26 protein-coding genes and 1 tRNA gene are annotated in these 26,781 nt (G+C 44.3%); 11 read left to right on the top strand and 16 right to left on the bottom strand.

The genetic code is table 11. The annotated features are described in order from the left end of the window. Positions 1 to 129 precede the first annotated feature (129 nt). On the top strand, positions 130 to 1,362 hold the full coding sequence (locus tag QF117_RS11645) for an MFS transporter (RefSeq protein ID WP_282389074.1): 1,233 nt from the start codon (positions 130 to 132) through the stop codon (positions 1,360 to 1,362). Here QF117_RS11645 and QF117_RS11640 read toward each other — a convergent pair. Together QF117_RS11640 and QF117_RS11635 are read right to left on the bottom strand one after the other, a co-directional pair. Continuing rightward, positions 1,359 to 2,135, bottom strand: a complete 777-nt coding sequence (locus QF117_RS11640) for a siderophore ferric iron reductase (protein ID WP_282389073.1) — start codon at positions 2,133 to 2,135, stop codon at positions 1,359 to 1,361. The two genes, QF117_RS11645 and QF117_RS11640, sit on opposite strands and share 4 nt — an antisense overlap. 284 nt (positions 2,136 to 2,419) lie before the next feature. Further along, positions 2,420 to 3,055 carry a glutathione S-transferase family protein gene (locus QF117_RS11635; RefSeq protein ID WP_282389072.1) on the bottom strand — a complete coding sequence of 212 codons (636 nt, stop codon included), beginning with the start codon at positions 3,053 to 3,055 and terminating at the stop codon, positions 2,420 to 2,422. A gap of 117 nt (positions 3,056 to 3,172) precedes the next feature. Here QF117_RS11635 and QF117_RS11630 point away from each other — a divergent pair, with 117 nt between their 5' ends. Then, a complete protein-coding gene (locus QF117_RS11630) occupies positions 3,173 to 4,012 on the top strand; it encodes a LysR family transcriptional regulator (protein WP_282389071.1) in 840 nt (279 codons plus the stop codon). A gap of 127 nt (positions 4,013 to 4,139) precedes the next feature. Here the strand turns inward: QF117_RS11630 and QF117_RS11625 are convergent. After that, positions 4,140 to 4,216 (bottom strand) — tRNA-Arg (locus tag QF117_RS11625). Between the two features lie 199 nt (positions 4,217 to 4,415). Here QF117_RS11625 and folD point away from each other — a divergent pair. Then, positions 4,416 to 5,276: a bifunctional methylenetetrahydrofolate dehydrogenase/methenyltetrahydrofolate cyclohydrolase FolD gene (gene folD, locus QF117_RS11620; protein WP_282389070.1), complete on the top strand. Its 861-nt coding sequence runs from the start codon at positions 4,416 to 4,418 to the stop codon at positions 5,274 to 5,276. A gap of 154 nt (positions 5,277 to 5,430) precedes the next feature. Here folD and QF117_RS11615 read toward each other — a convergent pair whose 3' ends face one another. Both QF117_RS11615 and QF117_RS11610 read right to left on the bottom strand, forming a co-directional pair. Further along, positions 5,431 to 6,402, bottom strand: a complete 972-nt coding sequence (locus QF117_RS11615) for a lytic murein transglycosylase (protein ID WP_282389069.1) — start codon at positions 6,400 to 6,402, stop codon at positions 5,431 to 5,433. A gap of 26 nt (positions 6,403 to 6,428) precedes the next feature. Next, positions 6,429 to 6,704, bottom strand: a complete 276-nt coding sequence (locus QF117_RS11610; protein WP_017036927.1) for a YcgL domain-containing protein — start codon at positions 6,702 to 6,704, stop codon at positions 6,429 to 6,431. 154 nt (positions 6,705 to 6,858) lie between these two features. On the opposite strand from QF117_RS11610, the gene minC reads away from it, so the two are divergent. From minC to minE, 3 genes are read left to right on the top strand one after another with little or no spacing between them, the layout of a single operon-like run. Continuing rightward, a complete protein-coding gene (gene minC, locus QF117_RS11605) occupies positions 6,859 to 7,521 on the top strand; it encodes a septum site-determining protein MinC (RefSeq protein WP_282389068.1) in 663 nt (220 codons plus the stop codon). A 16-nt stretch (positions 7,522 to 7,537) separates the two neighbouring features. Further along, on the top strand, positions 7,538 to 8,350 hold the full coding sequence (minD, locus tag QF117_RS11600) for a septum site-determining protein MinD (protein ID WP_017033985.1): 813 nt from the start codon (positions 7,538 to 7,540) through the stop codon (positions 8,348 to 8,350). 4 nt (positions 8,351 to 8,354) lie between these two features. Continuing rightward, positions 8,355 to 8,618 (top strand): cell division topological specificity factor MinE, encoded by a 264-nt coding sequence (minE, locus tag QF117_RS11595; protein WP_017033986.1) that lies wholly within the window; start codon positions 8,355 to 8,357, stop codon positions 8,616 to 8,618. 242 nt (positions 8,619 to 8,860) lie between these two features. On the opposite strand, the gene QF117_RS11590 is transcribed toward minE, so the two are convergent. Then, positions 8,861 to 9,748, bottom strand: a complete 888-nt coding sequence (locus QF117_RS11590) for a LysR family transcriptional regulator (protein ID WP_282389067.1) — start codon at positions 9,746 to 9,748, stop codon at positions 8,861 to 8,863. Between the two features lie 226 nt (positions 9,749 to 9,974). Here QF117_RS11590 and QF117_RS11585 point away from each other — a divergent pair, with 226 nt between their 5' ends. Further along, positions 9,975 to 10,340, top strand: coding sequence for a DUF413 domain-containing protein (locus QF117_RS11585; protein ID WP_282389066.1), 366 nt, complete (start codon positions 9,975 to 9,977; stop codon positions 10,338 to 10,340). Between the two features lie 299 nt (positions 10,341 to 10,639). Here QF117_RS11585 and rnd read toward each other — a convergent pair whose 3' ends face one another. The 8 genes from rnd to QF117_RS11545 form a co-directional block, all read right to left on the bottom strand. Then, complete coding sequence (gene rnd / locus QF117_RS11580) at positions 10,640 to 11,758, bottom strand: ribonuclease D (RefSeq protein ID WP_282389469.1); 1,119 nt, start codon at positions 11,756 to 11,758, stop codon at positions 10,640 to 10,642. A gap of 112 nt (positions 11,759 to 11,870) precedes the next feature. After that, on the bottom strand, positions 11,871 to 13,565 hold the full coding sequence (fadD, locus tag QF117_RS11575) for a long-chain-fatty-acid--CoA ligase FadD (protein WP_282389065.1): 1,695 nt from the start codon (positions 13,563 to 13,565) through the stop codon (positions 11,871 to 11,873). A gap of 100 nt (positions 13,566 to 13,665) precedes the next feature. After that, entirely contained in the window at positions 13,666 to 14,541 is an 876-nt protein-coding gene (locus tag QF117_RS11570) for an alpha/beta hydrolase (RefSeq protein WP_282389064.1), read from the bottom strand. Between the two features lie 110 nt (positions 14,542 to 14,651). After that, positions 14,652 to 15,266, bottom strand: coding sequence for a Slp family lipoprotein (locus QF117_RS11565; RefSeq protein WP_282389063.1), 615 nt, complete (start codon positions 15,264 to 15,266; stop codon positions 14,652 to 14,654). 32 nt (positions 15,267 to 15,298) lie between these two features. Continuing rightward, complete coding sequence (locus tag QF117_RS11560) at positions 15,299 to 15,604, bottom strand: chromosome partitioning protein ParA (protein WP_282389062.1); 306 nt, start codon at positions 15,602 to 15,604, stop codon at positions 15,299 to 15,301. Between the two features lie 59 nt (positions 15,605 to 15,663). Further along, entirely contained in the window at positions 15,664 to 16,371 is a 708-nt protein-coding gene (gene tsaB, locus QF117_RS11555) for a tRNA (adenosine(37)-N6)-threonylcarbamoyltransferase complex dimerization subunit type 1 TsaB (RefSeq protein ID WP_282389061.1), read from the bottom strand. 16 nt (positions 16,372 to 16,387) lie between these two features. Then, positions 16,388 to 18,346 carry an ATP-dependent DNA helicase gene (locus tag QF117_RS11550; RefSeq protein WP_282389060.1) on the bottom strand — a complete coding sequence of 653 codons (1,959 nt, stop codon included), beginning with the start codon at positions 18,344 to 18,346 and terminating at the stop codon, positions 16,388 to 16,390. Between the two features lie 107 nt (positions 18,347 to 18,453). Continuing rightward, positions 18,454 to 18,654, bottom strand: a complete 201-nt coding sequence (locus tag QF117_RS11545) for a hypothetical protein (RefSeq protein ID WP_282389059.1) — start codon at positions 18,652 to 18,654, stop codon at positions 18,454 to 18,456. Positions 18,655 to 18,850: 196 nt separating this feature from the next. On the opposite strand from QF117_RS11545, the gene purU reads away from it, so the two are divergent. After that, on the top strand, positions 18,851 to 19,684 hold the full coding sequence (gene purU / locus QF117_RS11540; RefSeq protein WP_017033998.1) for a formyltetrahydrofolate deformylase: 834 nt from the start codon (positions 18,851 to 18,853) through the stop codon (positions 19,682 to 19,684). Between the two features lie 265 nt (positions 19,685 to 19,949). Here the strand turns inward: purU and QF117_RS11535 are convergent, their stop codons facing one another. Next, positions 19,950 to 21,962, bottom strand: coding sequence for an NADPH-dependent 2,4-dienoyl-CoA reductase (locus QF117_RS11535; protein ID WP_282389058.1), 2,013 nt, complete (start codon positions 21,960 to 21,962; stop codon positions 19,950 to 19,952). Between the two features lie 230 nt (positions 21,963 to 22,192). Between QF117_RS11535 and sppA the strand changes: the two genes are divergently transcribed. Together sppA and ansA are read left to right on the top strand one after the other, a co-directional pair. Beyond that, a complete protein-coding gene (sppA, locus tag QF117_RS11530) occupies positions 22,193 to 24,058 on the top strand; it encodes a signal peptide peptidase SppA (protein WP_282389057.1) in 1,866 nt (621 codons plus the stop codon). Between the two features lie 290 nt (positions 24,059 to 24,348). Next, positions 24,349 to 25,362 carry an asparaginase gene (gene ansA, locus QF117_RS11525; RefSeq protein WP_017034001.1) on the top strand — a complete coding sequence of 338 codons (1,014 nt, stop codon included), beginning with the start codon at positions 24,349 to 24,351 and terminating at the stop codon, positions 25,360 to 25,362. A 143-nt stretch (positions 25,363 to 25,505) separates the two neighbouring features. On the opposite strand, the gene QF117_RS11520 is transcribed toward ansA, so the two are convergent. Beyond that, positions 25,506 to 25,790: a DUF1315 family protein gene (locus QF117_RS11520; protein WP_282389056.1), complete on the bottom strand. Its 285-nt coding sequence runs from the start codon at positions 25,788 to 25,790 to the stop codon at positions 25,506 to 25,508. Between the two features lie 100 nt (positions 25,791 to 25,890). Here QF117_RS11520 and QF117_RS11515 point away from each other — a divergent pair, with 100 nt between their 5' ends. Continuing rightward, on the top strand, positions 25,891 to 26,712 hold the full coding sequence (locus tag QF117_RS11515; RefSeq protein ID WP_282389055.1) for a DUF2989 domain-containing protein: 822 nt from the start codon (positions 25,891 to 25,893) through the stop codon (positions 26,710 to 26,712). Positions 26,713 to 26,781 lie beyond the last annotated feature (69 nt).

The following is a 26,781-nucleotide window of genomic DNA, read 5'->3' as shown; positions in this document are numbered from 1 at the left end:
AGAAGAAACAATCAGTGGTCACGAGAATGCGTTGAATTTTACCACACAACAATGCAAATGATAATGATTTTCATATCGATTAAACATTGGTAAGATAGCGAACGCCTCAATAAACGAACTCTCCATTCAATGATAAAACCTGTGATAATAGAAAATAAAAACATACAGTTAACCTTCATTGGATTAATCGCATCTTTGATGGGAATTGGTCAGAATGGTCTGCTCGTCTCTTTACCATTTCTTATTGAGCAATCCGCATTTTCTTTACCGGTTTGGTCTATCGTCATTGCCATTGGAAGTTTTCTGTTTCTCCCCGCCGCGCCTTTTTGGGGACGTTTTAGTGACAGAAATGGGCCGAAGACAGTGGTCATTCAAGCTTTAGTTGGCATGAGCGTGAGCTTTTTTCTTCTGTGGTTATTTACCGTCTTGAGTCGTCACCAGCCTTCGCTAGCGATCTACTGTTTGGTCGGGTTAATTGCCGCTCGCGTTGTCTATGGTTGCACGGTCGCGGGGATGGTTCCTGCCAGTCAGCATTGGGCCATTATCTTATGCGGATCAGAAAATCGATTAAAAGCCATTACTTCCGTGAGTATTGGGTTAAGTACTGGCCGATTAGCTGGGCCACTTCTGTCCATTCTTTTACTCAAAGTAAATGTGTACGCACCACTGTTGATTATGATTGTGTTTCCGTTGATTGCTTTGATGTGCTCTCTTTTACTGCCTAAACCCAAGCCAGAATCACAGGTACTCCCCACAAAACACCCCGCGCTCGCATCTAACGAGGCAATCTGCTCACGTTGGCAGCCCTTGTTCTCCCTCTGGCCGTTTCTGCTTTCTGGCCTGTTGCTTTGCGCGGTCATTGCACTTCTACAATACAGTTTCTCACCACTCATTGGTTCCGTGACAAAATGGACTACCGACAAAATCAGTGACTCGATTGGTGTGTTGCTGACCATTAGCGCAGCCGTTACGTTACTGACTCAGGTATTGGTGATTAAGAAGAAAAAACTCGATCTAATGAAGATGTTCAAACTCGGTGCTGTGTGTCTCACCTTCGGATTTGTATTGTTTTTAGGCAGCAGTATTTGGGCGTTCCCTATCGGTATGGCGATCAGTTCATTCGGCGCAGCGTTACTTGTTCCTGCCTATACGTCAATGGCAACTCAAACGAATCAAAGCGCCCCCGGTGTGACGGCTGGCTATATCTCTATGTCGCATACATTAGGGTATGGATTGGCGTCTTTGTTGGCAGTGACCTCCACACTGTCACCCAGCTACCCCATCGCCATTTGCGTGTTTCTGTCTTTCTCTATCGTGATCATTTCTCGGTTGAAAAAAACGACTCAAACCGACACGAACTAGAGCGTAGACTTTTTTCTGTTAGAGACTGTCTTACCGTTAGGAACTCTCTTATTTTCAATCGCTCTCGGGCAGTCGGAACACAGTTTCCGCCCTGCACATTTGTAGACCAAACAACAGCTGGTTCGAACAAACTTCAATTCATTGGTGGCAGGGTCAACGCTTAAAGATTGAGTCAATTGTTCAGGAAGGCGACATGCAGCTAGCCATAATTTCGCTTGTTCAAGCAGGTAATGATTCGTCAGTTCAGGGGAGTACTTATGCAGCTTTATAATGCAGCGTAGTATTCCATCGGCTAACAGATGATGGGTAAATCCCGGTCGAATTCTCGTCCATTCACTCATTTCATGTCGGTAATGCTCAAACAACGTTTGTAAATCTTGGCCTGCTAACGCTATCAATGTACTTTGGTCGCCATGAATGTGATCAGACGTTTCAAATTGGTAACCAGCAACAAAATCATTTTGAGCAAACTGAGCGATACGCTTAAGATCTGGCAGTGCCTGACAAGCATAAACAGAGACAAACGCAAGATACAGTGGCTGCCAACACAGCAAATCCCATGTTCGCGTTAACCAGTACGCATTACCCGCTTCAGGCGTATTTTTTGCGATGTTTTCATAGAGATCTTGAATAAGCAGACTGCTGTTGTGATCAAAATGAATAATGCCGTATTGTTGTGGGTTATTGGGTAGCGATTCTAATTTTCCAGCAAGGTAAGGCGTTATCTGCTTAGAAAATTCAAACAATTGATTCATGGTTAAATCTTGATGCATAAGAAGAAGTCGATAGAGCGAAGAAGTGCCTAGAGTAAATTTAATCCACCTCAAATGCAATTGATTATCATTACCTAAAAATGACAATTATCAGGCATGGCTGCCCCATCGTTCAGAAGAGCAATCCTTACGTATCTTTCCATGCTAAACAATGATGATCATTTATTTGACCACCCGTCATGCCTGGTACCTACTACTCTTACTTACTACCCTTACCTGCTATTCTTACCCACTACTCTAGAGGGATAAAACGGCTTTAAAAGATATATTCAGGACAATATTACTTATCGTTCTGCTGCTTTTAACACCTCAGTTTCTTCATTGGCTTCATCAAGCCAACGTTTCACTGCAGAGCTGTTTAGTACTTTAATTTGGTATTGTTTAGCCTCAGTAGATAACTCAACACCATACGACTGAAAACGGAGGGCGAGAGGAGCAAACATCGCATCGGCAATGGACCACTCACCGAACAGCCACCCACTAGGGTTTTGCGCCATTTGTGCCGACCATAGCTGATCGACCCGAGCTATTTCATTTAACGCCTCACGGCTCAGTTCCACTTTTTTATTGGCTCGGCAATTCATCGGTAGCTCACTACGTAAACTCATGAATCCCGAGTGCATTTCAGCAGAAACGGCGCGGGCTTGAGCTCTCAAATATCTATCTTCAGGCCACGCTTTCCCTTCGAGAAAAGTTTCATTCACGTATTCCAAAATAGCAAGAGAATCCCAAATGGACACCCCATTATCTATCAGCACAGGGACTTTACCTGCAGGAGTGACACCACTAAGCTTTTGATAGAACTCTTCGGTGTAAAGTTTTAGTTTCGAGACTTCAATATCCACATCGTATTGAGCAAATATAAGCCATGCACGTAATGACCAGCTTGAATAATTTTGGTTACCGATAATGAGTTTCATCTAGGCCTCCTGCCTGTACCTTTGGTTAGAAAACTCAGCTTAGGGGATTGTTTTCTGAATAACTAACGGATAGTTTCGATAGAACCTATTTATAAAACCGATGGATAAACATTCAACATGGACTTTGATGCGCTAAAGAGTTTTCTCGCCTTTGGCGACACTGGCAGCTTTACTCGAGCGGCCAAACAGATTAACCGTACTCAATCCGCTTTTAGCGCTCAAATGCGAAAACTGGAAGATGAGCTCAGTGTTAAGTTGTTCGAAAAAGAAGGGCGAAACCTCGTGTTGAGTGAAGCTGGGCTCGCCCTTAGAGGTCATGCAGAGCAGTTGGTTAACATGCATAATACCGCTCTTAAACAAGTGAAACGCTACAAAAACAAACACCCACTTCGCCTTGGGTGTCCTGAAGATTACAACGACAGTATTCTGCCAAAAGTGATTCGTTTACTTCAAGAGTCTGAACCGACTTGTTCCATACAAGTGTTCAGTCAACCCAGTTTAACGCTAAGAGAATGGCTTGATGAAGGAAAGCTAGATGCCGCGATTCTCACTCGGTCAGCCGAGAGCGAAGAAGGGTATTGGCTTGCACGAGATCAAGGGGTTTGGATTTCACATCACGACTTTTCTATCGACGACACCAAACCTATCCCGTTGGCGCTGTTTCAATCAGACTGCAATTACCACGCAGCGGCGGTCGACGGATTAATAAAACGCGGGACTGCCTATCAATTACTGGCGTGCTGCAATACGGCATCCGCTCAACGCGCTATTGTTAGGGAAGGAATGGGGATAGGAGCAATGGGCAAGATAAGCGTGTCCAATGACCTTAAGATCCTAGACGATATGCCTCCGTTGCCATCCGTGGATATTGTGTTGGTATCAGCCGCTTCTATTCATCCGCTACTTGATAACATCGCGCTACAAAAGATCAGCAAGGCGTTCAAGAATCTCATGTAGGCCTTTCTAGCAATGAGCTGACTTGACTACATACTTGGCTACAATTGAGTGCAGACGCCAAATGAGTGTAGGCGCCAGAAACGACAAAGGCCTGACAACTTAATAAGCTGTCAGGCCTTATAGAATATGGCACGCCCTAGAGGATTCGAACCTCTGACCACATCCTTAGAAGGGACGTGCTCTATCCAGCTGAGCTAAGGGCGCGCTACAGGAAAGAATTATACGAATAGAAATGAGTAAAGCAATGGGTTTATTCCACTTTGTTGGTTAAGTGTTTAAAAAAGAGTCATGCGGCTATAAAAACCACAATTCACGCCAGACGCAAACGTTTGCTTATGGATGTTAACCGTAAATTCTGCGACAATAGTTTTATAAGAATTGACTATCAGAATAAAGGAACGTCATGACTGCTCAAAATATCGACGGAACACTTATCTCTCAAACCGTTCGCTCAGAAGTTTCAGCCCGTGTAAAAGCACGAGTGAATGCCGGTTTAAGGGCTCCAGGGCTTGCTGTAGTGCTCGTGGGTGAAGACCCTGCCTCTCAGGTTTATGTAGGCAGCAAACGACGCGCCTGTGAAGAAGTTGGGTTCGTATCTAAGTCTTACGACCTGCCACCGACGGCCTCTGAAAGTGAATTGCTTGCACTGGTTGAACAGCTAAACAATGATCCTGAAATTGATGGTATTCTGGTTCAACTGCCTCTTCCTGCGGGCATCGATGCGACCCATGTTCTTGAAAGCATCATTCCTGAAAAAGACGTCGATGGTTTCCACCCATACAACGTCGGTCGCTTGGCTCAGCGTATTCCTAAACTACGCTCATGCACACCAAAAGGTATTATCACGCTTCTCGATCGTTACAATATCGATCTTCGCGGTAAACATGCCGTTGTTGTTGGGGCATCAAATATTGTTGGCCGACCGATGACATTAGAGCTTTTGTTGGCAGGTTGTACGACAACAACTTGTCATCGTTTTACCAAAGATCTTAAAGGGCATGTACGACAAGCTGATGTCGTCGTCGTGGCGGTGGGTAAACCCAACTTTGTTCCTGGCGCTTGGATTAAGAAAGGCGCGATTGTGGTTGATGTCGGTATTAACCGCTTAGAGTCAGGCAAGCTTGTTGGCGATGTGGAATACGATGCAGCAAAAGAAAACGCTAGCTACATCACTCCAGTACCCGGTGGAGTCGGCCCTATGACCGTTGCCAGCCTTATTGAAAATACGATGATTGCTTGTGAGCAATTCCATACTGAAAAGTAAGCTCAAAAGTAAGCTCATAGCTATTTAGATACATAAGCTATTTAGATACATAAGCTATCTAGAGACATAAACGATAGAAGCAGGGCTCGATAACAAGATGCTCCATATCAATAAAAAGGCTCCTTCATAGGAGCCTTTTCCGTTTGACGTACTTTTAATACTTAATACGGTCTGCTAAGTGGCTCACTGCGAGCGCAAAGTAGTAAGATCGGTTCCACTTCATAAGAACGTTATAATTGTTGTAGACCAGATAAGTACGGCCTTTATAGTCATCAGGCATAATTAACCATGCTTTAATATCGGTATCGAGCTTGGGTAATGGGCTGCCGTCATATCGAGTGATTCCTAGCTCACTCCATTGCTGAATATACTTGCCTTTATCGGCAGATCGGCCTTGCAACTCGATATCCACCGATTCTGGAACCTGAACTTGACGCCCCCAGGTGTAGCTGTCATCCCAACCAGATTGGCTTAAGTAATTAGCTGTTGATGCGAACACATCAGCCTTTGTATTCCAGATGTCTTTCTTTCCATCACCATTACCGTCTGCAGCAAAAGCCAAGAACGAACTTGGCATAAACTGGCACTGACCCATCGCTCCCGCCCACGAGCCTTTCATCGCTTCAGGGGTTATGTGGCCTTCATCTAAAATGGTTAATGCCGCCATTGCTTCTTTACGAAAGAACGCTTCTCTGCGCCCTTCGTACGCCAGTGTGGTTAATGCATCAATGACACTGTAATTACCGGTAAATTTACCGAAGTTACTCTCAACACCCCACAAAGCAACAATGTACTGTGGCTGCACACCATACTCATCTCCAATACGCTTAAGCTCGGCATAGTGTTTGTTGTATAAGTCTTTCGCCTGTTTCACTTTCCAATCAGGAACCGCTCTTGGGATGTATTCGTCCAGCGTGAGTTTTTTCTCTGGTTGGTTTCTATCAGCCGTTACTGCTCGAGGCTTGAAAGCAACCTTTTCAAAAGCGCGAGTGACCATGTCAGGCGAAATGCCCTGCTCTATCGCTTCTTCCTTTAACTTCTCAACGTATTGTTCAAAACTCAATTCATTGGCTATTGCCGAGCATGACAAACCTAAACCTAGTATTACTGATAGAATTTTTTTCAAACTGCCCTCCTTGAGCAATCATCGCACTATTTTTGTTGTGCTTTTTGTTCTTTATATTTATCGAGCAAATTCTCTTGCGGTGGTGGCAGTTGCAAGAAAAAGCCTTCGTCATCCAACGATTTTTGCACCTTTTCTCTGTTCCCTTGAGCCAGTTTATGCTTATCCAGTTTTATCACCATCACAAATATAGGTTTACCGAACATTTGCATCAAGGTGTCAGGAACTTGTGAAAAATCATCCTTCTTCGGGATGTACAGATAAGTCCCTTCTTTTTTAGAACTTTTATATATAGAACAAAGCATAAGTCGCCTTTTGATTAAATGTTGAGTCATTCATTTAAATAACGTTAGAGTTTTGAAAATTAACCGCAACAGCACTTGCCGTCACAAGTCATGAAATATAACATGAGACCCTTAGCTTCAGGCAATGCCGCTTCAGTAAAGGCAGAAAAATATAATGTCCAATACTCCCGATTTAAAAGGCAGCAGCTTCACTTTGTCAGTGTTACATCTTTCTGATAACGAAGTCACTAAAACAGTTACATTTCTTAAAGAAAAAGTGTCGCAAGCCCCTGCTTTCTTCACATCCGCTCCCGTTGTTATCAATATTGCGAAAGTCGAAGGTGATATCGATTTCACCGCATTAAAAATGGGCATTGAAGAGGTTGGAATGATTCCGGTCGGGATCACCGGCAGTAAAGATAAGCGACTTCAAAACCTAGCAACCGATGCTGGGTTTGCGGTCATGTCCGCGACCAATACACGATCGCAAGCACCCGCGCAGATGGCCCCGCCCACTGTAATCCGTACCCCCGTGCGCTCAGGGCAACAGGTGTATGCAAAGGATGGCGACTTAGTCATTTTAAACCATGTAAGTGCCGGTGCAGAAGTTATCGCCGATGGTTCTATCCATATTCACGGCACACTTCGTGGGCGCGCCATTGCTGGTGCGAATGGGCAACAACAAGCAAGAATATTTTGCAACGATTTACAAGCTGAACTGGTGTCCATCTCAGGGAACTATTGGTTGAGCGACAAGATTGAAGAGACGTTTTGGCAGAAGAAAGTTATGATCAGCATGGATAATGATTCACTGACGCTTGAAACACTCACACTATAATTAAAAAGGAAAAACCATGGCTCGCATTATTGTTGTCACGTCAGGTAAAGGTGGCGTAGGTAAAACGACTTCAAGTTCCGCCATCGCATCAGGACTTGCACTTAAAGGACAAAAAACCGCTGTTATCGACTTTGATATTGGTTTAAGAAATCTTGATTTGATCATGGGCTGTGAACGCCGTGTCGTTTATGACTTTGTTAATGTGATCAATGGTGAAGCGACATTAAATCAAGCGTTAATCAAGGATAAAAGAGCGGAAAATCTGTTCATTTTGCCTGCATCACAAACTCGTGATAAAGATGCTTTAACCAAAGAAGGTGTGCGCAGAGTCTTCGATCAGTTAGATGAAATGGGGTTTGATTTCATTATTTGTGACTCACCAGCAGGTATTGAGCAAGGCGCTCTCATGGCGCTGTACTTTGCCGATGAAGCCATTGTTACCACTAACCCAGAGGTGTCTTCGGTTCGAGATTCTGACCGTATTCTTGGCATCCTGGATTCTAAATCTCGTCGCGCAGAAGAAGGCTTGCCACCAGTTAAGCAGCACTTATTGCTCACTCGTTACAATCCAGCGCGTGTTACATTGGGCGAAATGCTCAGTGTGGAAGATGTGGAAGAAATTCTGCACATTCCACTTCTTGGGGTTATCCCTGAGAGCCAAGCCGTTCTCAATGCGTCGAACAAAGGTGTCCCTGTGATTTTTGATGAAGAGTCAGATGCAGGCTGTGCTTATAACGATACAGTAGAGCGCTTACTCGGCGAACAAGTGGAATTCCGCTTTATAGTCGAGGAAAAGAAAGGAATCTTTAAGCGACTATTCGGAGGTTAAGCACATGTCATTGTTAGAATTTTTCCGCCCTCAAAAAAAGAACTCGGCCAATTTAGCCAAAGAGCGCTTACAAATTATTGTGGCCGAACGACGTAGCCACAACGATCCTTCGCCTTCGTACTTACCACAATTAAAAGAAGATATTCTTAAGGTGATTGCAAAGTACGTGGAAGTGGATCCTTCAATGGTTGAGTTAAGCTTTGAGCATAAAGATGATGACATCTCAGTGCTTGAGCTGAATGTAAAGCTTCCAGATGAAGAAAAATAACGGGTAGCTCAGTCGCTTAGTTACTTACTCAGTTACATAGTTACCTAGTTACCTAGTTACCTAGTTACTTAGTTACTTAGTTCAATAGTAAACTAGCCACTTAGCCCGTGATTGTTTCAATGCTGTTGTGTCCTGTTTATGAGCCTCTTTTGTTAGAGGCTTTTATTTATGTATTTTCCGAAACGTCCCCTCGACAGGCTTCATCTTTTATTTTGGAGAGCGAATATTTTGGAGAGCGAACCTTACTCCATGCCTTCACCGACTTGCTGCACAAGGTAGGAGCTGGTTGGCTTAATGGTATCGACGAGTGCTCGGACTCGTTCAATAGACTCAACCACATAACTGTTCTTTCTATAATTCATATAAATAGGGCGCGACCACTCATCGGTCTCTTCAACTCGGTATAACTGCTCAGCCTCAAGGAACGGCTCCGCCAAAGACAACGGTAAATAGGCGCATCCACCTTTCTCTAAAATAAAGTCGAGGGCGATTCTACCTGTCGATGTTCTCAGGTAAGGGGCTGGGATATTGGGGTGTCTGTCAGCGTGTTCGAAAGTAAAACGAGTCCCCCAGTCAACATACACGTATTTATTACTAAAGGCGCTCTCAGCTGATGACGGCTCTGTCGAGACCAAAATCAGGGTCAGCTCTGCTATTTGATGATTACAGAATTCCTCTAATTTAAATGGGTCAAAAGAAAACGCGATATCTAGAGAATGCTCAAGTAAATTTCTATGCAGCTGCTCACGGCCTAAAGATTCTGCCGAAAAACCATAACCATCCAGTGAGCCGGTTAATACACTTAAACCATTTTGTAAGTACGCATCCCAGATATTGGGCGTCCCACCAATGAGCAACTGTTTGGTTTTATTACTCTCAAGTGACAGTTCAAAACTGGCTTGCTTTAAGGTGGAAACCATCGTTTCGGCATAACCCAACAAGCGCTGGCCCGCAGAAGTCAGTTGGATGTTGTTACGGTGACGAATAAACAGTTTAACGTCAAAATACTCTTCGAGCTGTTTAATTCGAGCACTCACTGCTGCCTGAGTGATATATAGGTTTTCAGAAGCTCGCCCAAAATGTTTTTCTTTGGCAACTTCTAAAAAGGTCTGAAATACTTTCACATCCATAGTTTGTTCACACTTAAAATAAAAGAATTATACGGCACGACCACCTGTTTCACTGGGGTGTAAACGGCCAGAAAATCATAAAAAATTTTTATCCATTCGACAAAAACAATTCGTTTTCATCATTAACTTCAATATCCTATTCTTCCTTTGAAGTTAATAGGCGCTTAAATGACAGCGTGTCTTTTAAGCCTCTTTCCATCATTATTTGTTGCTTTCTGAGGTCTCTATGACTGACATTCAATTTCGCCACGGTAAAAAACGGTTTTTCGACATGGTTAAGTTTCCCAGAGGGTTTGCCAAGTCAGGTGATTTCACTTTACTTGAAAACGAACTCTTAATGACGTTTGGTGAAACTATGCTAGCGCTTGAAAGTGGTGAATTACTGCCTGAAAACGCAGACGAAAAACACTTTTTAAAGGTTCTTAAACACCCAGCTAAAGCGAAAACTAAACTTGAACATGTATGGCTAAAATACATTCGATTGGCACGGGATCGAAAGTCATTTCATACCCTTAATAGTCGCACCAAGTTTCAAATGTCATTGATGGAGTCTGATTATTCAATGGATGATGAGGCACTCGACGTCGCCTAACATTTCATTTCGTTAATCCTTCTACCACCTGCACCATGAAGCCCATCTAATGCGCTTAACGTTCCATTGCCCCCACTTTGGAACGTTAACTGCCTTACTGCTTATTTGCTTATTTGCTTATCTGATTATCTGATTATCTGATTATCTGATTATCTGATTATCTGATTATCTGATTATCTGATTATCTGATTATCTGATTATCTGATTATCTGATTATCTGATTATCTGATTATTTACTTATCTACAAAGTAATACAACGCTCCGCTGCATCAGCGATCGGTTGATACTCACGACTTTCGCTACTTAACCAATTTGTTGAGATTTTCTCCCATCAATTCAAGTCGCCAACCTTGCATCACATCCGGTAATCGACTCGGATCCCGGTCATTTCTCCATACCCAACTCAGTAACTGATTCAGCTGTTTTTTAGACGCTAAAAATTCAGTGGCCAGCCCAGATTGAATCGAGGCTTTTTTGACTTCATCTTTTAAATGTTTGAATAGCTGCTTATATCCAGGGTGGTCCATTAAGCGGTCTATAGCTGCTGGATATTCATCTTCTGGGGTTTGCTGAGCCGATTTAACCATGCTCACTAAACGCGCCCCATGTCGACGTACCGAACGAAAATCGATCCCTTCTTGCTCCATCTGCTGTGTGCTGGTTATAGCATCGCGGGCAACCAGCAATAAGTCGGTTTCTTTAAAAACAAAGTTTAACGCCAAATCTCGTTTCTTTGCTTCTTGGTAACGCCATGTCGCTAACGGTTTTAAGATGGCAAGCTGCTTCGGTTTCAACTGCCATGCCCCTTTGATTTCGCGATAAACGTTATTGCTATCAAGGTCTTTAATTCGTTTGCTCACCAGATGGGCAGACTCTTCTAACGCTGCATCCCACCAACAAGCATGCATGGTTTGTTCTTGAAGCTTTTCATACAGAGGTAAGAGATAAAAAACATCAGCGGCCGCGTATTCAAGCTGCTTAACACTCAATGGTCGTGCCATCCAATCCGTACGTGACTCACTTTTATCCAATTCAACACCAATATACTCGTTAACGAGGCTTGCAAACCCCGTTGACAAACCATGCCCCAAGAACGCCGCCATAATCTGAGTATCGACCATTGGAAAAGGCGTGCAACCAAAAGCATTCTGGAACACCTCAAGATCTTCGCCGCAAGCGTGCAGAACTTTAAGTACAGAAGTATCTTTCAACAAGGCAACGAATGGTGACATGTCATCGAAAACCGTGGGATCGATCAGAGACAACTGCTCTCCATCGAACAACTGGATTAAGCCCAATAAAGGGTAAAAAGTTCGAACTCTCACGAACTCTGTATCAAGCATCACAACATCAGACTGCTGTGCTTGTTGGCAGACACGCTCTAAATCGGACGGTTGGGTAATGATTTGATAGTTCACAAAGTACTCGCTAATGTTTTGTAGAGGCAATAAAAATGCCGACAGTAATGTCGGCATTCTAACACTATTCCCAATTAAGTTTCTGACAAGTTATCGCCAGAGATCTGGGTTATTACGCACTTTCTCTTTGAGCTAATTGAGCATCATTTTCTTCGCGTAAAACACGACGCAGTATTTTACCGACGTTCGTTTTCGGTAGTTCTTCTTTAAACTCCACCAACTTAGGGACTTTATAACCTGTCAGCTGTTCACGACAGTGAGCAATCACTTCCTCTTTGGTTAAGCTAGGATCACGCTTCACAACATAGATTTTCACTATTTCGCCTGATACTTCATGCTCTTGGCCTATCGCCGCCACTTCTAATACCTTGCCATGAGACGCGACAACATCTTCAATCTCATTTGGATAGACGTTAAAGCCAGACACCAAAATCATGTCTTTCTTTCGGTCAACAATATGTAGGAAGCCTTGATCATCGAACTTAACGATATCACCGGTTGATAACCAACCTTCAGCGTTAATCACCTCTTTGGTTGCTTCCGGACGCTGCCAGTAGCCTTGCATAACCTGTGGGCCTCGAACTTGCAGTTCCCCAACTTCCGTATTTGCCAGTAGTTTGCCTTCGTCGTCCACAATACGAACTTCCGTCGACGGTACCGGTAGGCCAATAGAACCATTGTACTCAGTCAGGTCGTAAGGGTATGCCGCCACCAGTGGGGCACATTCTGTCAAGCCGTAACCTTCCAGTAAGTAACAACCCGATATCTTCTTCCATTTTTCGGCCACGACGCGTTGAACCGCCATGCCGCCACCAACAGACAATCGTAAATTGCTGAAATCGAGTTCGTTAAAGTCTTCATTATTGACTAACGCATTGAATAACGTGTTTACGCCTGTGATCGCAGTGAACTGATATTTCTGAAGCTCTTTAATAAAGCCCGGAATGTCTCGTGGATTGGTGATAAGAAGGTTGCTTCCACCAATTTCCAAAAATAGTAAACAGTTCACTGTAAGCGCAAAAATATGGTAAAGCGGTAGTGCAGTCACAACCAGTTCACGACCGTCTGCCAATACGGGACCATACGCGCCTTTTGCCTGCATGACATTGGCGATCATATTGCGATGGGTCAAAATCGCCCCTTTAGCAACACCGGTCGTACCACCCGTGTATTGCAAGAATGCGATATCTTCACCCGACATATGAGGCTTCACGTATTGAAGTCTGCGTCCTTTGTGAAGAGCTTGACGCATAGAAATAGCACCCGGCAAATTGTATTTCGGTACCATGCCTTTTACGTACTTAACCACAAAATCAACAATGGTCCCTTTTGCGCGAGGGAGCATTTGACCCAAACTGGTCAATACCACATGCTTCACTGGTGTTTTGTCGACAACCTGCTCTAGGGTATTCGCAAAGTTAGAGACAATCACTATGGCTTTTGCGTCGGCATCATTTAGCTGATGTTCGAGCTCTCGTGGGGTGTAAAGTGGGTTCACATTAACGGCAATCATACCGGCTCTCAATACACCAAATAGCGCGACTGGATATTGAAGCAGGTTTGGCATCATCAGTGCGACACGATCGCCTTTTTTTAGCTTAAGTTCATTTTGTAGGTACGCTGAAAAAGCACGGCTCCGCTCTTCAAGTTTGCGGAATGTCATCACCGAGCCCATATTCATAAAGGCGGGTTGATCGGCAAACTTTTGCACCGACTGTTCAAACATCTCAACGAGAGATGCGTACTGATCAGGGTTAATGTTTTCAGGTACGTCTGTTGGGTAGCGTGTGAGCCAAGGTTTTTCCACGGTATTGTTCCTCATTATCGGCAAGCTGATTGACCGTTATTATTATTCGTCTATTACAGCACAGCCAAAGCACTTGAGCACGTAACACTCAAACACTTGTTTAAATTTTGTTAAGCAAACCAAATATTAGAGCGGTGACACTAGAAGGCGACTGCAAATGACAGTGATGAGCCCCATTGGTGACCTCAACACTCACTTTAGTCATTGCCTCAACGTCGTCCAACGGATTCGAAATGCGCAGTAAGTCTTTTAAATGGGCATATCCTTGATCCCCCAAAATAACCAATTGAGGGCAATGAATCTTCTGAATCACGGCGGCGGCGTGTTCCAGTGACATACGATATAACGAATCACTTTGTAATCGGCTATCGTGTCGCCAATGCCACTCTCCCCGGTGGCAAATCATTCCACGCTCAACCACGGGTCTGATTAAGCGGGTATCGAGCCCATTGAGGGTTGCCCGACGCATGGTCATCTCTTCTAGATTACTTATCGTTCTTTTGGGTTTGCGTCTAAGTCTTTGTCGGCTTAGCACGCCTTGACGTAATCGTTCGACGCTTTTGTCGGCAGATTCAGCAAGAGGGCCAAAGCCTTCAATCTGAACCAATCCTGCAACGTGTTCAGGAAACGCAGCACTATAGCAACTTGCTATCAATGCACCAAGTGAATGTCCCACCAACACCAACCTGTTTGATGACAAAGTAGTCAATATCTGGTGAAGATCATCGATGTAGTCATGAAATGGGTAAAAATTGCCCGCTCCCTTATGGCTAGACAAACCATGCCCGGGAAGATCAATGGCGCAAAGATGCAGTCCGTAATCAAGATTGGCTAGCATAGGTAGGATAGAACTAAAGCTGGCTGCGTTATCAAGCCAACCATGAACAAATACAACGGTGGTATGCGCAGTTTCGGCGCACCCTAACTCCAGAGTGGCGATCTCTCCGTCGGCAATATTGATTGTATTGTGGCGCATGGTTAAGCCCTAAACTAATAATTATGCCCTAAACGAACAGTCATACCCTAAACGAACAGTTATGCCTAAAACGAACCAAGTCAATCCGCTTCTATTTATCCCAATCGACGCTATCTAACTTCTTGGATCACTCTTCCGTGACGAGGAGAAAATTCCACCTGACGACAATAAAGGCTAAAGCATGAATATGGGGAAATCCTCACTTCATCAATAACGACTCTTTCTTGAATTTTCCATAAATGATGCCCAGTGATACTGATAACCGGTACCACTTGTTCAAATTCACCCACCATGATTTTTTCATGGCTATCACTTTGCCCTAAGACGGTAATCAGCTGGCCCTTTTGATACGCCAGTGGCTCTACAAAACCATCGATATACCCAACAAACCGACCGTTAGGCGCTAGATTAATATCTGGCTTCCCTGATGAGTTAATCGGTAAATTCACCACTTCAATGCGTGTTTTATTCGCCAGGTTGGTGGTGCTCGCAATAACGCCACCAAGACGCACTAACTGCCCGGTTTGAGGTTCGGCATTCATCCAAACAGAGTAGTCTGAAATCACCGTTTCCTCAGGGGCAGTACTAAGAGATTCAGGCAACGTTGAACACGCACTCAACAATGACATTGCCACAAAAATGGTGACCACTCTTACTCTTGGTAACAATACAGAGAACAACGCAGAGAACGAGCTTAGGAGCGATCTTGAGAATAATAGATTCATAGTGAGCTCTTTAATGAAGAGAGAAAACAACGTTAGATATAGATATCGACACCAAGCAGCTTGGCAAGTTCATCTCGCTTAGATTGAGTCATCACAGATAAGTATTCTTGCATGGCTTTTCGACTTTGCCCCTCAGGTAAATCGTATTGAACTTGGGCGCGATGGATGTCTGATTCGTTGACATGACGAATTGAATTCGCAACGGCATTCGCGACCTGAGTAGGTTGACCAACCGATGTGTTGACTTGCCCTTTTTTTACCTCATTTTTCTTGTTCGTCTTGTTCGTTTTAGTACTGCCCGGGACAATCGAAGGAGGTAAACCATTTATCGATACCATACTGTTCCTTTTTAAAGGCTAGCACGCTAGCCTTATCTCGGTTGTTGACTGACGAGTGTTTATTCTCTACCCGGTAGCTTTTTCCAAGTGACTTTATCACGTAGGTAAACGGGGCTTGCATTCTCAGCGTCTACCGTATTGCCATTGTTCCATTCAATCTGAGCCAGATAAGCGATATCAACCGCTTCAGGATACAACACCACACCTTTTTCATTATCTCGATCCAAAGGCAGTGCTTGTAATGCTTCTTCATAGGCATCCCAACCAGTGCCCGCGGCATTCCAAATAGCATCATCACTTGGAACCTGTTTGACCAATTCATCCGGTGCAATCACGCATTCGGCATCGGTTTCTAGCCAAGTGCCGTTTTCTTGACGGCTGTATCGCCCCCAATACACTTCACTCATTCGAGCATCAATAGCACAAGCAACCTGGCTATAGCCATACTTGCGGTAACTGCCTTGTGCCATCGCCGCTAAGGTTGAAATACCAATCATCGGTAATTCCGCACCAAATGCTAAACCCTGTGCAATACCAATGCCAATACGCACTCCGGTAAAGCTACCTGGCCCCCTGCCAAAAGCAAGCGCATCAAGTTCTCCCAGGGTAAGGCCTGCTTCTTTTAATACGTCATCAACCATAGGTAAAATCTTCTTGGTATGGTCTCTAGGCGCCACTTCACTTCTTGCGAATACGCGTTCGCCAACAATAAGGGCAACAGAACAGTTTTCGGTTGCGGTATCTAAAGCAAGAATTTTCACACTCATTGATGTCTCTATCTATTTAATTAATGTCACTAGCTTGGTTATTCATATCACTAGGTGTTGGTTGGTCAAGCCCTCGTAAAAAAGCTTGAACACTGTCTAAATCCCGCGTTCTAGGAATTGGCGGTAAGCTGGCTAAAAACAGCCGGCCATACTCTTTGGTGACTAGGCGATTGTCACAGATAATCAACGCACCATGGTCTTTTTTATCTCGTATCAAACGCCCGACGCCCTGCTTCAAAGTAATGACCGCATCTGGCAGTTGGACTTGTGCAAAAGGATCGCCCCCTTTCTCGCGACAATCTTCAATACGTGCCTTTAATAATGGGTCATCAGGGGCAGTAAAGGGTAATTTGTCGATGATAACACAGCTTAATGCGTCTCCTCTAACATCTATCCCCTCCCAAAATGCCCCCGTTGCAACCAGTAATGCATTACCCAATTCCATAAATTCGGCTAACGTTTTTTGCTTGCTGGTTTCACCTTGAAGCAACACCGGCACACTTAATGTTTCTCTGAATCGTTCTCCAAGCTCTCTCATCATGCTGTGTGAGGTACACAAGAAAAAGCAGCGTCCTTGATTCTCTTCAATAACAGGCCCAAGCACTTCAACCAGTTTATCGGCCATCCCTGGGCTATTGGGCTCAGGCAAGTAGCGAGGTACACAAAGTTTAGCTTGAGTTTGGTAATCGAACGGACTTGGCAAGGCCAGTTTTTGCTTGGGTTCGATGCCAAGACGCGAAGTAAAGTGACCGAAGTCTTCGTTAACCGCGAGCGTAGCCGAAGTGAAAATCCAGGCGCCCTGTTTTTGCTCGATTTGTTCTTGGAACTTATCGGCAACCGAAAGCGGCGTAATGTGCAGAGTGAAGTGGCGCGGCGTGGTATCAAACCAGTAGGAATAACCCGTTATCGACACATCACAGACGCGTTCAAGTCTTGCCTTGATGAGATTGGCACGTTCAAAGGCGGTATCAAGCAATTGGCTTCGACCTAATGCGAGTTTTAGCACTTCAATAGCAAAATCTAATGCGTCTTGTAAACGGCGTAATTCGCGAGCTATTATTGGAGAGCCCACCGCTTCACGCCAGTTACCGCGAAAGTTCGCGTCGCCAAGAACAATCCGCATATCCATGGCCGATTGAACGAGACTGTCGCCCACTTTTTGCAGCTGTCGCATATCTTTCGCTTCTGTTCGATACGCGATTTCTATGTCTTTAGCCAACTCTTGAACCTGCCGGCTTGACACTGACTGACCAAAATATTGGCTTGCGATGTCTGGCAATTGGTGCGCTTCATCAAAAATGAACACTTCCGCCTCTGGGATCAGCTCTCCAAAACCTGTCTCTTTGATAGCCAAATCGGCAAGAAACAAGTGATGGTTCACCACCACAACGTCTGAATCCATCGCTCTTTTTCTGGCTTTGAGTACAAAACAATCTGTATAGCTTGGGCACTCTTTTCCAAGGCAATTGTCATTGGTTGATGTGATGGTCGGAATTATCGGGCTGTCTTCAGCGATTTCATCACAATCCCCTAAATCACCACTTTGAGTTTGCGATACCCAGCTGCGCACTTTGATTAATTGAGTGAGTAACGTAGGATCTGCGGTATTGGTGTGGCTTTCGACCATTTGACGACTCAAGCGATCTAAACAGAGATAATTGGAACGACCTTTAAGCAGCGCCACTTGACCATAAAATCCAAGGGCTTCAACCATTAATGGTAAGTCTCGGTGAAAGAGTTGTTCTTGAAGGTTTTTAGATCCAGTACTGATGATCACTTTCTTACCGCTGAGCAATGCGGGAACAAGATACGCAAAAGTTTTGCCTGTCCCCGTACCCGCCTCAACGACCAGTTGACTCTGCTGTGCAATTGCCTCATAGACAGCTTGCGCCATATCGAGTTGGGGTTGCCGTGGTTGAAAACCGGGAATCGCTTTACCCAGCGCACCATCAGCAGAGAAGGTTTTTAGAATCATGTGAATAAACTGGCAAAAAGAGATGGATAGATTATGTCAGTTTTAGTGAGCCGGCGCGAATCAGATTGTGATCCTCGCCGGAGGTGTTTGCTAAATCTTAGGAGGGCTTATTTTCTATTGAGGTATCGAGAGAGCCAAGCTGGCCCATCGAATCCGTTGTCTTCATTCAGCATAGCTTTGGCAGCATCAGCAGGAGACGCTTTGCTTTCCCACATTTCGGTCAAAACTGTTTCGTTGATTTCGCAATCGCCCATAAGGGCATTGACTCGTTCAACATACAATTTACGCGCTAGTAATTCTTTATCCATATACAGCACCTCTATTACTTCTAACGATAGAATCGACAACAACAAAGAATAAACCTAGCTTCTTGGCAACATCTTTTGTTGAAACATAGTCGATAATAGATTAATTATAGCAGGTATATTGAGGGTTACGTCACCGTTCACGGAACCTGAAATTAGTTTTAAGCCCAAAAAAATAATTAATGGAAGCAAACCACAAATGGAAAAAAAAACACTCCTAACCCATAGCAAAGATGCACCTGGGCTGATCTCAAAAATCACCAATATTTGTTACAAACATCAACTCAATATCATCCATAACAATGAGTTTGTAGATAACACCAGTGGGCATTTCTTTATGCGTACTGAATTGGAAGGCTACTTTAACGATCAAACATTGCTCGCCGACCTTGACCAAGCGCTTCCTGAGGGCACAAAACGTCGTTTAGTCAGCTCTACCCGTAAGCGTATTGTTATTCTTGTGACCAAAGAGTCTCACTGCTTGGGTGATATTCTAATGAAGAACTACGATGGCAGTTTAGATGTCGACATTGCGGCGGTAGTCGGTAACTACGACACCCTAAAAACGCTCACTGAACGCTTCGATATCCCTTACCATACTGTCTCTCATGAAGGTCTCAATAGAGAAGAACATGAGCAAGAGATGCTTGAAGTGATTGAGAAATATGATGCTGATTATTTGGTATTGGCCAAATACATGCGTGTATTGACCCCTGGATTTGTGGAAAAATACCACCATAAAATCATTAATATCCACCATAGTTTCTTACCCGCGTTTATCGGTGCGAAGCCATACCAGCAAGCTTACGAACGCGGTGTAAAAATCATTGGTGCAACGGCTCACTTTGTCACCAATGATTTAGATGAAGGGCCCATCATCAAGCAAGATGTTATCCCAGTCGACCACAACTTTAGCGCACAAGACATGGCACGAGCAGGTCGAGATGTAGAGAAAAATGTGCTAAGCAAAGCGCTCAACAAAGTGTTAAATGACCACGTTTTTGTTTACGGAAACAAGACGGTCATTCTTTAATTTTTGACAGATGTAATTTTTGACCGATTCAGTTATTGACGGCTTTAGCGGTTGACTGCCTAAGCTGCAGACAAAGTTAGCAGAATGGTCCCGCAAACCAGATGCTTAAAACTTGAGTATTTGAGTATTTGAGTATTGAATGTGCGGGATACAAAGACAGTGGTGATAAATAGACAATAAAAATGGCGCAATTAATGCGCCATTTTTTGTTTTTGATGAAGCTATCTGTTTGTGGATGACGACAAACATGAGTTACAAATGTGGATTACAAACGTATGGCGAGTTCCACACCCTGTTTAATCGCTCTCACCGCATCCAACTCACCGGCATGGTCCGCGCCGCCAATGACATGCAGTTTCCCTTCCATTTCAGCCCAGCGGTCTTCGAATGGGCGAACCGATTCTTGCCCAGCACAAATGACAATCTTATCGGCATCCAATATTTGGGACTCCCCTTTTAGGGCGATGTGCAATCCATCATCATCGATTTTTTGATACTGAACCCCACCCAGCAAATTGACGCCACGTTTCTCAAGCGTTCTTTTGTGAATCCAACCTGTCGTCTTTCCTGGCCCTTTGCCTACCCGGCCCTGACGTCGCTGCAACACCCAAACCGTTTTATCACTAAAAGAAGCGGGATATGGGAACAAACCGCCTGGATGGGCAATCTCTTTATCGATTCCCCAATCATGCAACCAGTCTTCAAGGCTATTATCTTCTGGCTCTGTAATCATGGTCGCAATATCAATACCAATGCCCCCAGCCCCAACAATCGCGACCTTGTTGCCAACTGGGGATTTTTCGCGAATGAGCGTTTGGTAATCGATAACCTTGTCCGCGTTATCGATACCCGAAATGTTGACCTTTCTAGGTTCAACGCCGGACGCCATCACGACTTCATCATACTCTGCTAAGTCTTCAAATGTCGCGGTGGTATCAAGGAGCAAATTCACACCCGTTGAATCAATTCGATTGGCAAAGTATCGAATGGTTTCTCTGAACTCTTCTTTCCCCGGAATTTGCATCGCCAGCCTAAATTGTCCGCCAATACGATCATTTTTCTCAATCAAATCCACACGGTGTCCGCGCTCTGCAAGGGTTGTAGCACAAGCAAGACCTGCTGGCCCAGCGCCAACGACGGCAATTCTTTTTTTGTCTGTTGCTGGTTTCACAACCATTTCAGTCTCATGACACGCTCGAGGGTTCACTAAGCAACTGGCTCGCTTCCCTTTAAAGACATTATCTAAACACGCTTGATTACAACCAATACAGGTGTTGATGAACTGCGCTTTATTTTGTTCTGCTTTCAATACAAACTCTGGATCGGCCAAAAATGGTCTTGCCATCGAGACCATATCCGCTTGACCAGAGCTTAAGATTCTTTCCGCTTCTTCGGGTGTGTTGATTCGGTTACAAGTGACCACTGGGATGTTTACGTAAGGTTTTACTTTCTCGGTGACCCAAGTAAAGGCGCCTCTAGGCACTTGTGTAGCAATGGTCGGAATTCTTGTTTCATGCCAACCAATCCCCGTATTAATGATGGTTACGCCCGCTTCTTCTAGCTTTTGAGCCAGTAACACCACATCTTCAAACGTGCTGCCTTGCTCAACTAAATCCAACATCGATAATCTAAAGATGATAATAAAGTCATCACCCACTGATTTTCGGATAGAACGAACAATCTCAAGAGGAAAACGCATACGTTTTTCATAGCTCCCTCCCCACTCATCGTATCGCATATTGGTGCGCTTACAGATGAACTGGTTAATAAGGTAGCCTTCGGAACCCATCACTTCGATACCATCGTAACCGGCCAATTTTGCTAGTTCCGCGCTGTTGGCAAAGGCATCGATGGTTTTTTTGATCTGGCGCGGGCTCATTTCACTGGGTGCAAATTTCGCTATCGGCGCTTTCATGCCAGACGCACTTTGTGCGAACGGATGCATCGCGTAACGCCCAGCATGCAAAAGTTGCAGAGCGATTTTTCCGCCATGCTTGTGGACGGCATCCGTCACCACTTTATGAGCTTGCGCATGTTTGGGTTTGCTGAATTCGGCACTAAAAGGCGTTAACCGGCCACGTAAGTTTGGAGAGAATCCACCCGTAACAATAAGTCCTACACCACCTTTTGCTCGCTCTTCGTAAAAAGCAGCCAGTTTATCTAGGCCTTTTTTGTCTTCTTCTAATCCAGTGTGCATTGACCCCATAAGAACGCGGTTTCGCAGTTGAGTAAATCCAAGATCGAGAGGCTGTAGTAAATTTGAATACATGGCTGACATCACTTCATCTATTATTATTCGTGGTCCGACCACAATATTGATAGTTAGACAATAAATCAAACAACTGTTTACATTTTTGCAACACCCATCAACATCGGCTTCGTCATCGCCTGCACACTCTTGCCAGAGTGATAACACTGTTGTTTGAAAAATTGAGATGACGTAGGATATGAAGTTGCATACACAAACACCATCATGGACGCTGTCGGGTCAACTGCAGTGAAGATTCGATGAAAAAACTATTCAAATTTATTGGAATGATTTTTAAAGGATTATGGAAACTCATTACCTTTATTCGTCTTGCATTAACGAACCTGATTTTTATCCTCAGCCTGGCCGTTATCTACTTTTTATTCACGAGTATCGAAACACCTACCCCGACGGTAAAAGAGCAATCAGCGCTTGTACTCAATCTTTCTGGCCCGATTGTCGAGCAAAGAACCTACAACAACCCAATGGATTCATTGACCGGCTCACTCTTTGGTCAGGAACTCCCTAAAGAGAATGTCCTATTTGATATTGTTGAAACCATCAGACATGCTCAAACGGACGACCAAATCCAAGGGATCGTGTTATCGCTGCGTCATCTGCCTGAAACCAATTTAACCAAGTTGAGATACATCGCGAAAGCACTCAATGAGTTTAAAGCGTCCGGAAAACCGATTTATGCGACTGGCGAGATATACAATCAAAGCCAGTACTATCTCGCAAGCTATGCGAACAAAGTGTATATGTCCCCGGATGGCGCCGTATTGTTAAAAGGTTACAGCGCTTATTCTCTTTACTATAAAACCTTGCTGGAAAAACTTGATGTTAATACGCATGTTTTCCGTGTAGGCACGTATAAATCGGCAATTGAACCCTTTGTCCGCGATGATATGTCTGATGAGGCAAAAGAGTCTGCCGCTCGTTGGCTCACTCAACTGTGGGGTGCTTACGTTGAGGACGTAGCGACCAACCGTCAGATTGATGCAAAAACACTGAACCCATCAATGGATGAGTTTCTTGCACAGCTTAAATCCGTTGATGGCAATCTTGCAGAGCTTTCTCTTCAGTTAGAGCTGGTCGATGAACTTGCCACCAGACAACAAATTCGTACACAGCTCGCGGATGTCTTTGGCAGCAATGGCAAAGACAGTTACAAAGCCATGGGGTATTACGAGTACCGCAGCACTATGTCACCTCAATTTAATATCGAAGCCAATGATATTGCGGTTGTAGTTGCCAGTGGCGCGATCATGGATGGCGAGCAGTCACGTAATAATGTTGGTGGTGACACCACAGCGAACCTGCTAAGACAAGCGCGCAATGATAGTAAGGTCAAAGCGGTTGTTTTACGAGTAGACAGCCCAGGTGGCAGTGCGTTTGCTTCTGAGGTTATTCGCAACGAAATCGATGCACTGCGTGCTGCAAACAAACCCGTGGTTGTGTCTATGTCTAGCCTTGCCGCCTCTGGCGGTTATTGGATTTCGATGAGCGCAGATAAAATCGTTGCTCAGCCAACTACGTTAACCGGCTCCATTGGCATCTTTAGTGTCATCACGACCTTTGAGAAAGGGCTAAATAGCCTTGGCGTTTACAGTGATGGTATCGGCACCTCTCCGTTTTCCGGCGTGGGTGTCACAACGGGTATGTCGGAAGGTGCTTCCGATGCATTCCAACTCGGTATTGAACATGGCTATAAACGTTTTGTTGGGCTAGTGAGTACTCACCGTAATCTTTCACTAGACGCACTCGAAACCATTGCTGAAGGGCGAGTGTGGACAGGTAAAGACGCAATGGCACATGGACTCGTCGATAAAATGGGGGATTTCGATGACGCCATATCGCTGGCAGCAGAGTTGGCGGAACTCGAGGCTTACAACGTCTATTGGGTCGAAGAATCTTTATCTCCAGCACAGCAGTTCTTCCAAGAAATGATGAATCAGGTGTCCGTGATGTTGAATATTGACGCTTCTACCTTGATTCCAGCTTCATGGATTCCAGACACATGGAAACCGCTGATGAACCAAGTTACTGCTGACATAACGTTGCTGGACAGTTTTAATGATCCCAAGGGGCAATACGCCTTTTGCTTAACCTGCCAAGTTCAATAACTGTTTCTGTCGAGTTAGATGGTAGACGCATAAGCAGATAGATAAGCAGACCGCAGAGAGATTAAAAACATAGGCTAATGATCATTTGATTGTTAGCCTATTTTATTTTCAGACCGATCATCCGCACGACTCACTGCACAGTTCAATGCTCGCACTCCCTCCCCCTTTAAATAGCAGTGAGAAATAAATTCAGAACAGTAACCGATAAAATGTGCGTCAATAGATAGAATTTATCACGAGCAAGGGTCTATAATCGCCCCCTGTTCCTAATTCACTGTACGACTTTCATGATGACAAGAAAACACATCTATATCGCCTATACTGGCGGTACCATTGGTATGCAAAAGTCTAATCACGGTTACATTCCTGTCGCTGGATTTATGGAAAAACAATTAGCGGGAATGCCAGAATTTCACCGCCCAGAAATGCCAGAGTTCACTATTCATGAGTATGAGCCATTAATTGACTCGTCAGACATGACGCCTATGGACTGGCAACAAATCGCTAATGACATCAGTGATAACTATGATAAATACGATGGCTTTGTGATACTGCATGGAACCGATACCATGGCGTACACAGCATCAGCATTATCGTTTATGCTTGAGAACCTAGGCAAACCCGTCATCGTTACAGGGTCGCAAATTCCCTTAGCCGAACTGCGCTCAGACGGTCAGGCCAACCTTCTTAATGCGCTGCACATTGCAGCCAACTACCCGATCAATGAAGTCACCCTTTTCTTCAATAATCAGTTAATGCGTGGAAATCGCAGTACTAAATCTCACGCCGATGGTTTTAGTGCGTTTACCTCGCCAAACATGCCGCCACTGCTTGAAGCTGGAATCAGTATAAAAGTCAGTAACGGCGTTGTTGTTGACCAAAAACCACAGGGTACCTTCAAGGTTCATAACATCACCCCACAACCGATTGGGGTGATCACCATGTACCCAGGCATTTCACACGAAGTGATCCGAAATACACTGCTTCAACCTGTGAATGCCATGATTTTGCTGACCTTCGGTGTCGGCAACGCCCCACAAAACCCGGAATTGTTAGCGCATTTAAAAGAAGCATCTGAACGAGGTGTTATTGTGGTTAACTTGACACAATGCCTAGCAGGAAAAGTAAACATGGGTGGGTATGCGACGGGATGTGCTCTGCAAGATGCAGGTGTCATTAGTGGTTTCGATATGACTCCAGAAGCCGCGTTAGCGAAGTTACATTATTTGTTGAGCCAGGGGCTATCCTACGAAGAAGTGAAAGAACAAATGCAGAAAGTACTCCATGGCGAAATGAGTTTGTAATCAGCACTCAGAAACGAAAAAGCTATCTTAGTCAGACACTAAGATAGCTTTTGTTTTTTCTACTTCTTTTTTTGTGTTAGATTAACGGCTTATCATGGTGCAAAATCTAAGACTTATCGACTCACTGACAAAGCTTAGAATTATCACTCTTTGTTCGGATTTACTCGCAAAATGTCACTTTCGTTGTTACTAAACTGCTTTTTTAGTTCAGACTTTGACTTAAAGCTTATCTCGCCTCCTGCTGCGACTGTCATATGTGCCGCGTCTACATTATGCTTAGATTGGTAAAGCATGACGGCTTGCATACATGAATCTCGTTGAGATTGAGAAAGACGCGTACCTTCAGGCCACTTTCCAGTTTCAACAGCGTAAGTTAATCGCTGATAAACTTCTGGCGTTATCGCCTCTAATAAACTTTCAGCATCCATGTTCTACCCTTACTTAAAGAAACAGTAACAAAAATATAACGCTATCCTGTTGAGTCAAGGCTAGATAGAAAAATAAGTGTAATTGATCACAAGCGACTTTATGAAATTATCTAAACTATTCACTATTGCCCTAACAGCCCTCGCTTTGACCGGCTGTTTTGAAATCAACAAAAATACCGATCGGCTCTGCAAAGACACGCCAGAACTTCGTTGTGAATTGCTAAACATGGACGATGGGCAGTGCCGAGTTCCGCGAACTGATCTTATCTGGCACCGATTCGAAGTGTTCAAAAACCCATCCGATGAAAACATTATTCAAGAATATGAGCTTGGACGACTGTATCGACGATGTTTAGAACTTGCGGCACAAATACAACCGATCGATCAATCCGCTCTTAAACAGCAACGCTTTAATGCTCTGATGCATTCTGGGGAAGAGCTAGAACGTATTGTTAGCCAACTTAAACAATCAGACTCACCGGAAGCACTTTACTTCTTGTGGAGCCAAATCGGTGATGAACCATCTAGAAGAGCATTTCTTCAGCTTGAAGGAACAAAAAAACTCCAAACCGCTGAGATGCAATACGCCCTCGCCACGTTTTATACCAATCGAAACCAACTCAAGACCCTGGAGCTGCTTAACCGAGCACTGGAGTTGACCAAGACAGACAAGGTGAACACGGAGATTTTAAAAACGCTGGCCAGTACCTATTATCGAGTAGACAAGAAAGAACTCGCCTACATCTGGGCCATGGTCGCAAAGCGCTATGATGTAGATATTGCTTCCGATAAAGAGCTTCAACTTCTATATGGTTTCTCTAAAGAAAAATACAACAGGCTGGATGATATTGCCGATTCAATTGAGGACGCGCTTGGCTCTGCTTCTTTTGATAGCAAGATGATCCCCAAAGACCTGAAGTAAATTGCTTCTTTTCCAGTCTTACATTAAGCAGCCATTAAAAATAGTGTAACTATGAAACAAAAAGCGGTG

The organism is Vibrio sp. YMD68, from assembly GCF_029958905.1.
Lineage (GTDB): Bacteria > Pseudomonadota > Gammaproteobacteria > Enterobacterales > Vibrionaceae > Vibrio.
This window is presented reverse-complemented; position numbering and strand designations above follow the sequence as displayed.

Coding starts and splice junctions, on each gene's coding strand:
- QF117_RS11645 (WP_282389074.1), top strand. CDS start 130: ATGATAAAACCTGTGATAATAGAAAATAAAAACATACAGTTAACCTTC.
- folD (WP_282389070.1), top strand. CDS start 4,416: ATGACTGCTCAAAATATCGACGGAACACTTATCTCTCAAACCGTTCGC.
- QF117_RS11565 (WP_282389063.1), bottom strand. CDS start 15,266: ATGAATCTATTATTCTCAAGATCGCTCCTAAGCTCGTTCTCTGCGTTG.
- QF117_RS11535 (WP_282389058.1), bottom strand. CDS start 21,962: ATGTCAGCCATGTATTCAAATTTACTACAGCCTCTCGATCTTGGATTT.
- QF117_RS11635 (WP_282389072.1), bottom strand. CDS start 3,055: ATGAAACTCATTATCGGTAACCAAAATTATTCAAGCTGGTCATTACGT.
- QF117_RS11560 (WP_282389062.1), bottom strand. CDS start 15,604: ATGGTATCGATAAATGGTTTACCTCCTTCGATTGTCCCGGGCAGTACT.
- sppA (WP_282389057.1), top strand. CDS start 22,193: ATGAAAAAACTATTCAAATTTATTGGAATGATTTTTAAAGGATTATGG.
- QF117_RS11570 (WP_282389064.1), bottom strand. CDS start 14,541: ATGCGCCACAATACAATCAATATTGCCGACGGAGAGATCGCCACTCTG.
- QF117_RS11515 (WP_282389055.1), top strand. CDS start 25,891: ATGAAATTATCTAAACTATTCACTATTGCCCTAACAGCCCTCGCTTTG.
- QF117_RS11550 (WP_282389060.1), bottom strand. CDS start 18,346: ATGATTCTAAAAACCTTCTCTGCTGATGGTGCGCTGGGTAAAGCGATT.
- purU (WP_017033998.1), top strand. CDS start 18,851: ATGGAAAAAAAAACACTCCTAACCCATAGCAAAGATGCACCTGGGCTG.
- ansA (WP_017034001.1), top strand. CDS start 24,349: ATGACAAGAAAACACATCTATATCGCCTATACTGGCGGTACCATTGGT.
- minD (WP_017033985.1), top strand. CDS start 7,538: ATGGCTCGCATTATTGTTGTCACGTCAGGTAAAGGTGGCGTAGGTAAA.
- QF117_RS11545 (WP_282389059.1), bottom strand. CDS start 18,654: ATGGATAAAGAATTACTAGCGCGTAAATTGTATGTTGAACGAGTCAAT.
- QF117_RS11610 (WP_017036927.1), bottom strand. CDS start 6,704: ATGCTTTGTTCTATATATAAAAGTTCTAAAAAAGAAGGGACTTATCTG.
- QF117_RS11590 (WP_282389067.1), bottom strand. CDS start 9,748: ATGGATGTGAAAGTATTTCAGACCTTTTTAGAAGTTGCCAAAGAAAAA.
- QF117_RS11585 (WP_282389066.1), top strand. CDS start 9,975: ATGACTGACATTCAATTTCGCCACGGTAAAAAACGGTTTTTCGACATG.
- minE (WP_017033986.1), top strand. CDS start 8,355: ATGTCATTGTTAGAATTTTTCCGCCCTCAAAAAAAGAACTCGGCCAAT.
- minC (WP_282389068.1), top strand. CDS start 6,859: ATGTCCAATACTCCCGATTTAAAAGGCAGCAGCTTCACTTTGTCAGTG.
- tsaB (WP_282389061.1), bottom strand. CDS start 16,371: ATGAGTGTGAAAATTCTTGCTTTAGATACCGCAACCGAAAACTGTTCT.
- QF117_RS11630 (WP_282389071.1), top strand. CDS start 3,173: ATGGACTTTGATGCGCTAAAGAGTTTTCTCGCCTTTGGCGACACTGGC.
- QF117_RS11520 (WP_282389056.1), bottom strand. CDS start 25,790: ATGGATGCTGAAAGTTTATTAGAGGCGATAACGCCAGAAGTTTATCAG.
- QF117_RS11640 (WP_282389073.1), bottom strand. CDS start 2,135: ATGCATCAAGATTTAACCATGAATCAATTGTTTGAATTTTCTAAGCAG.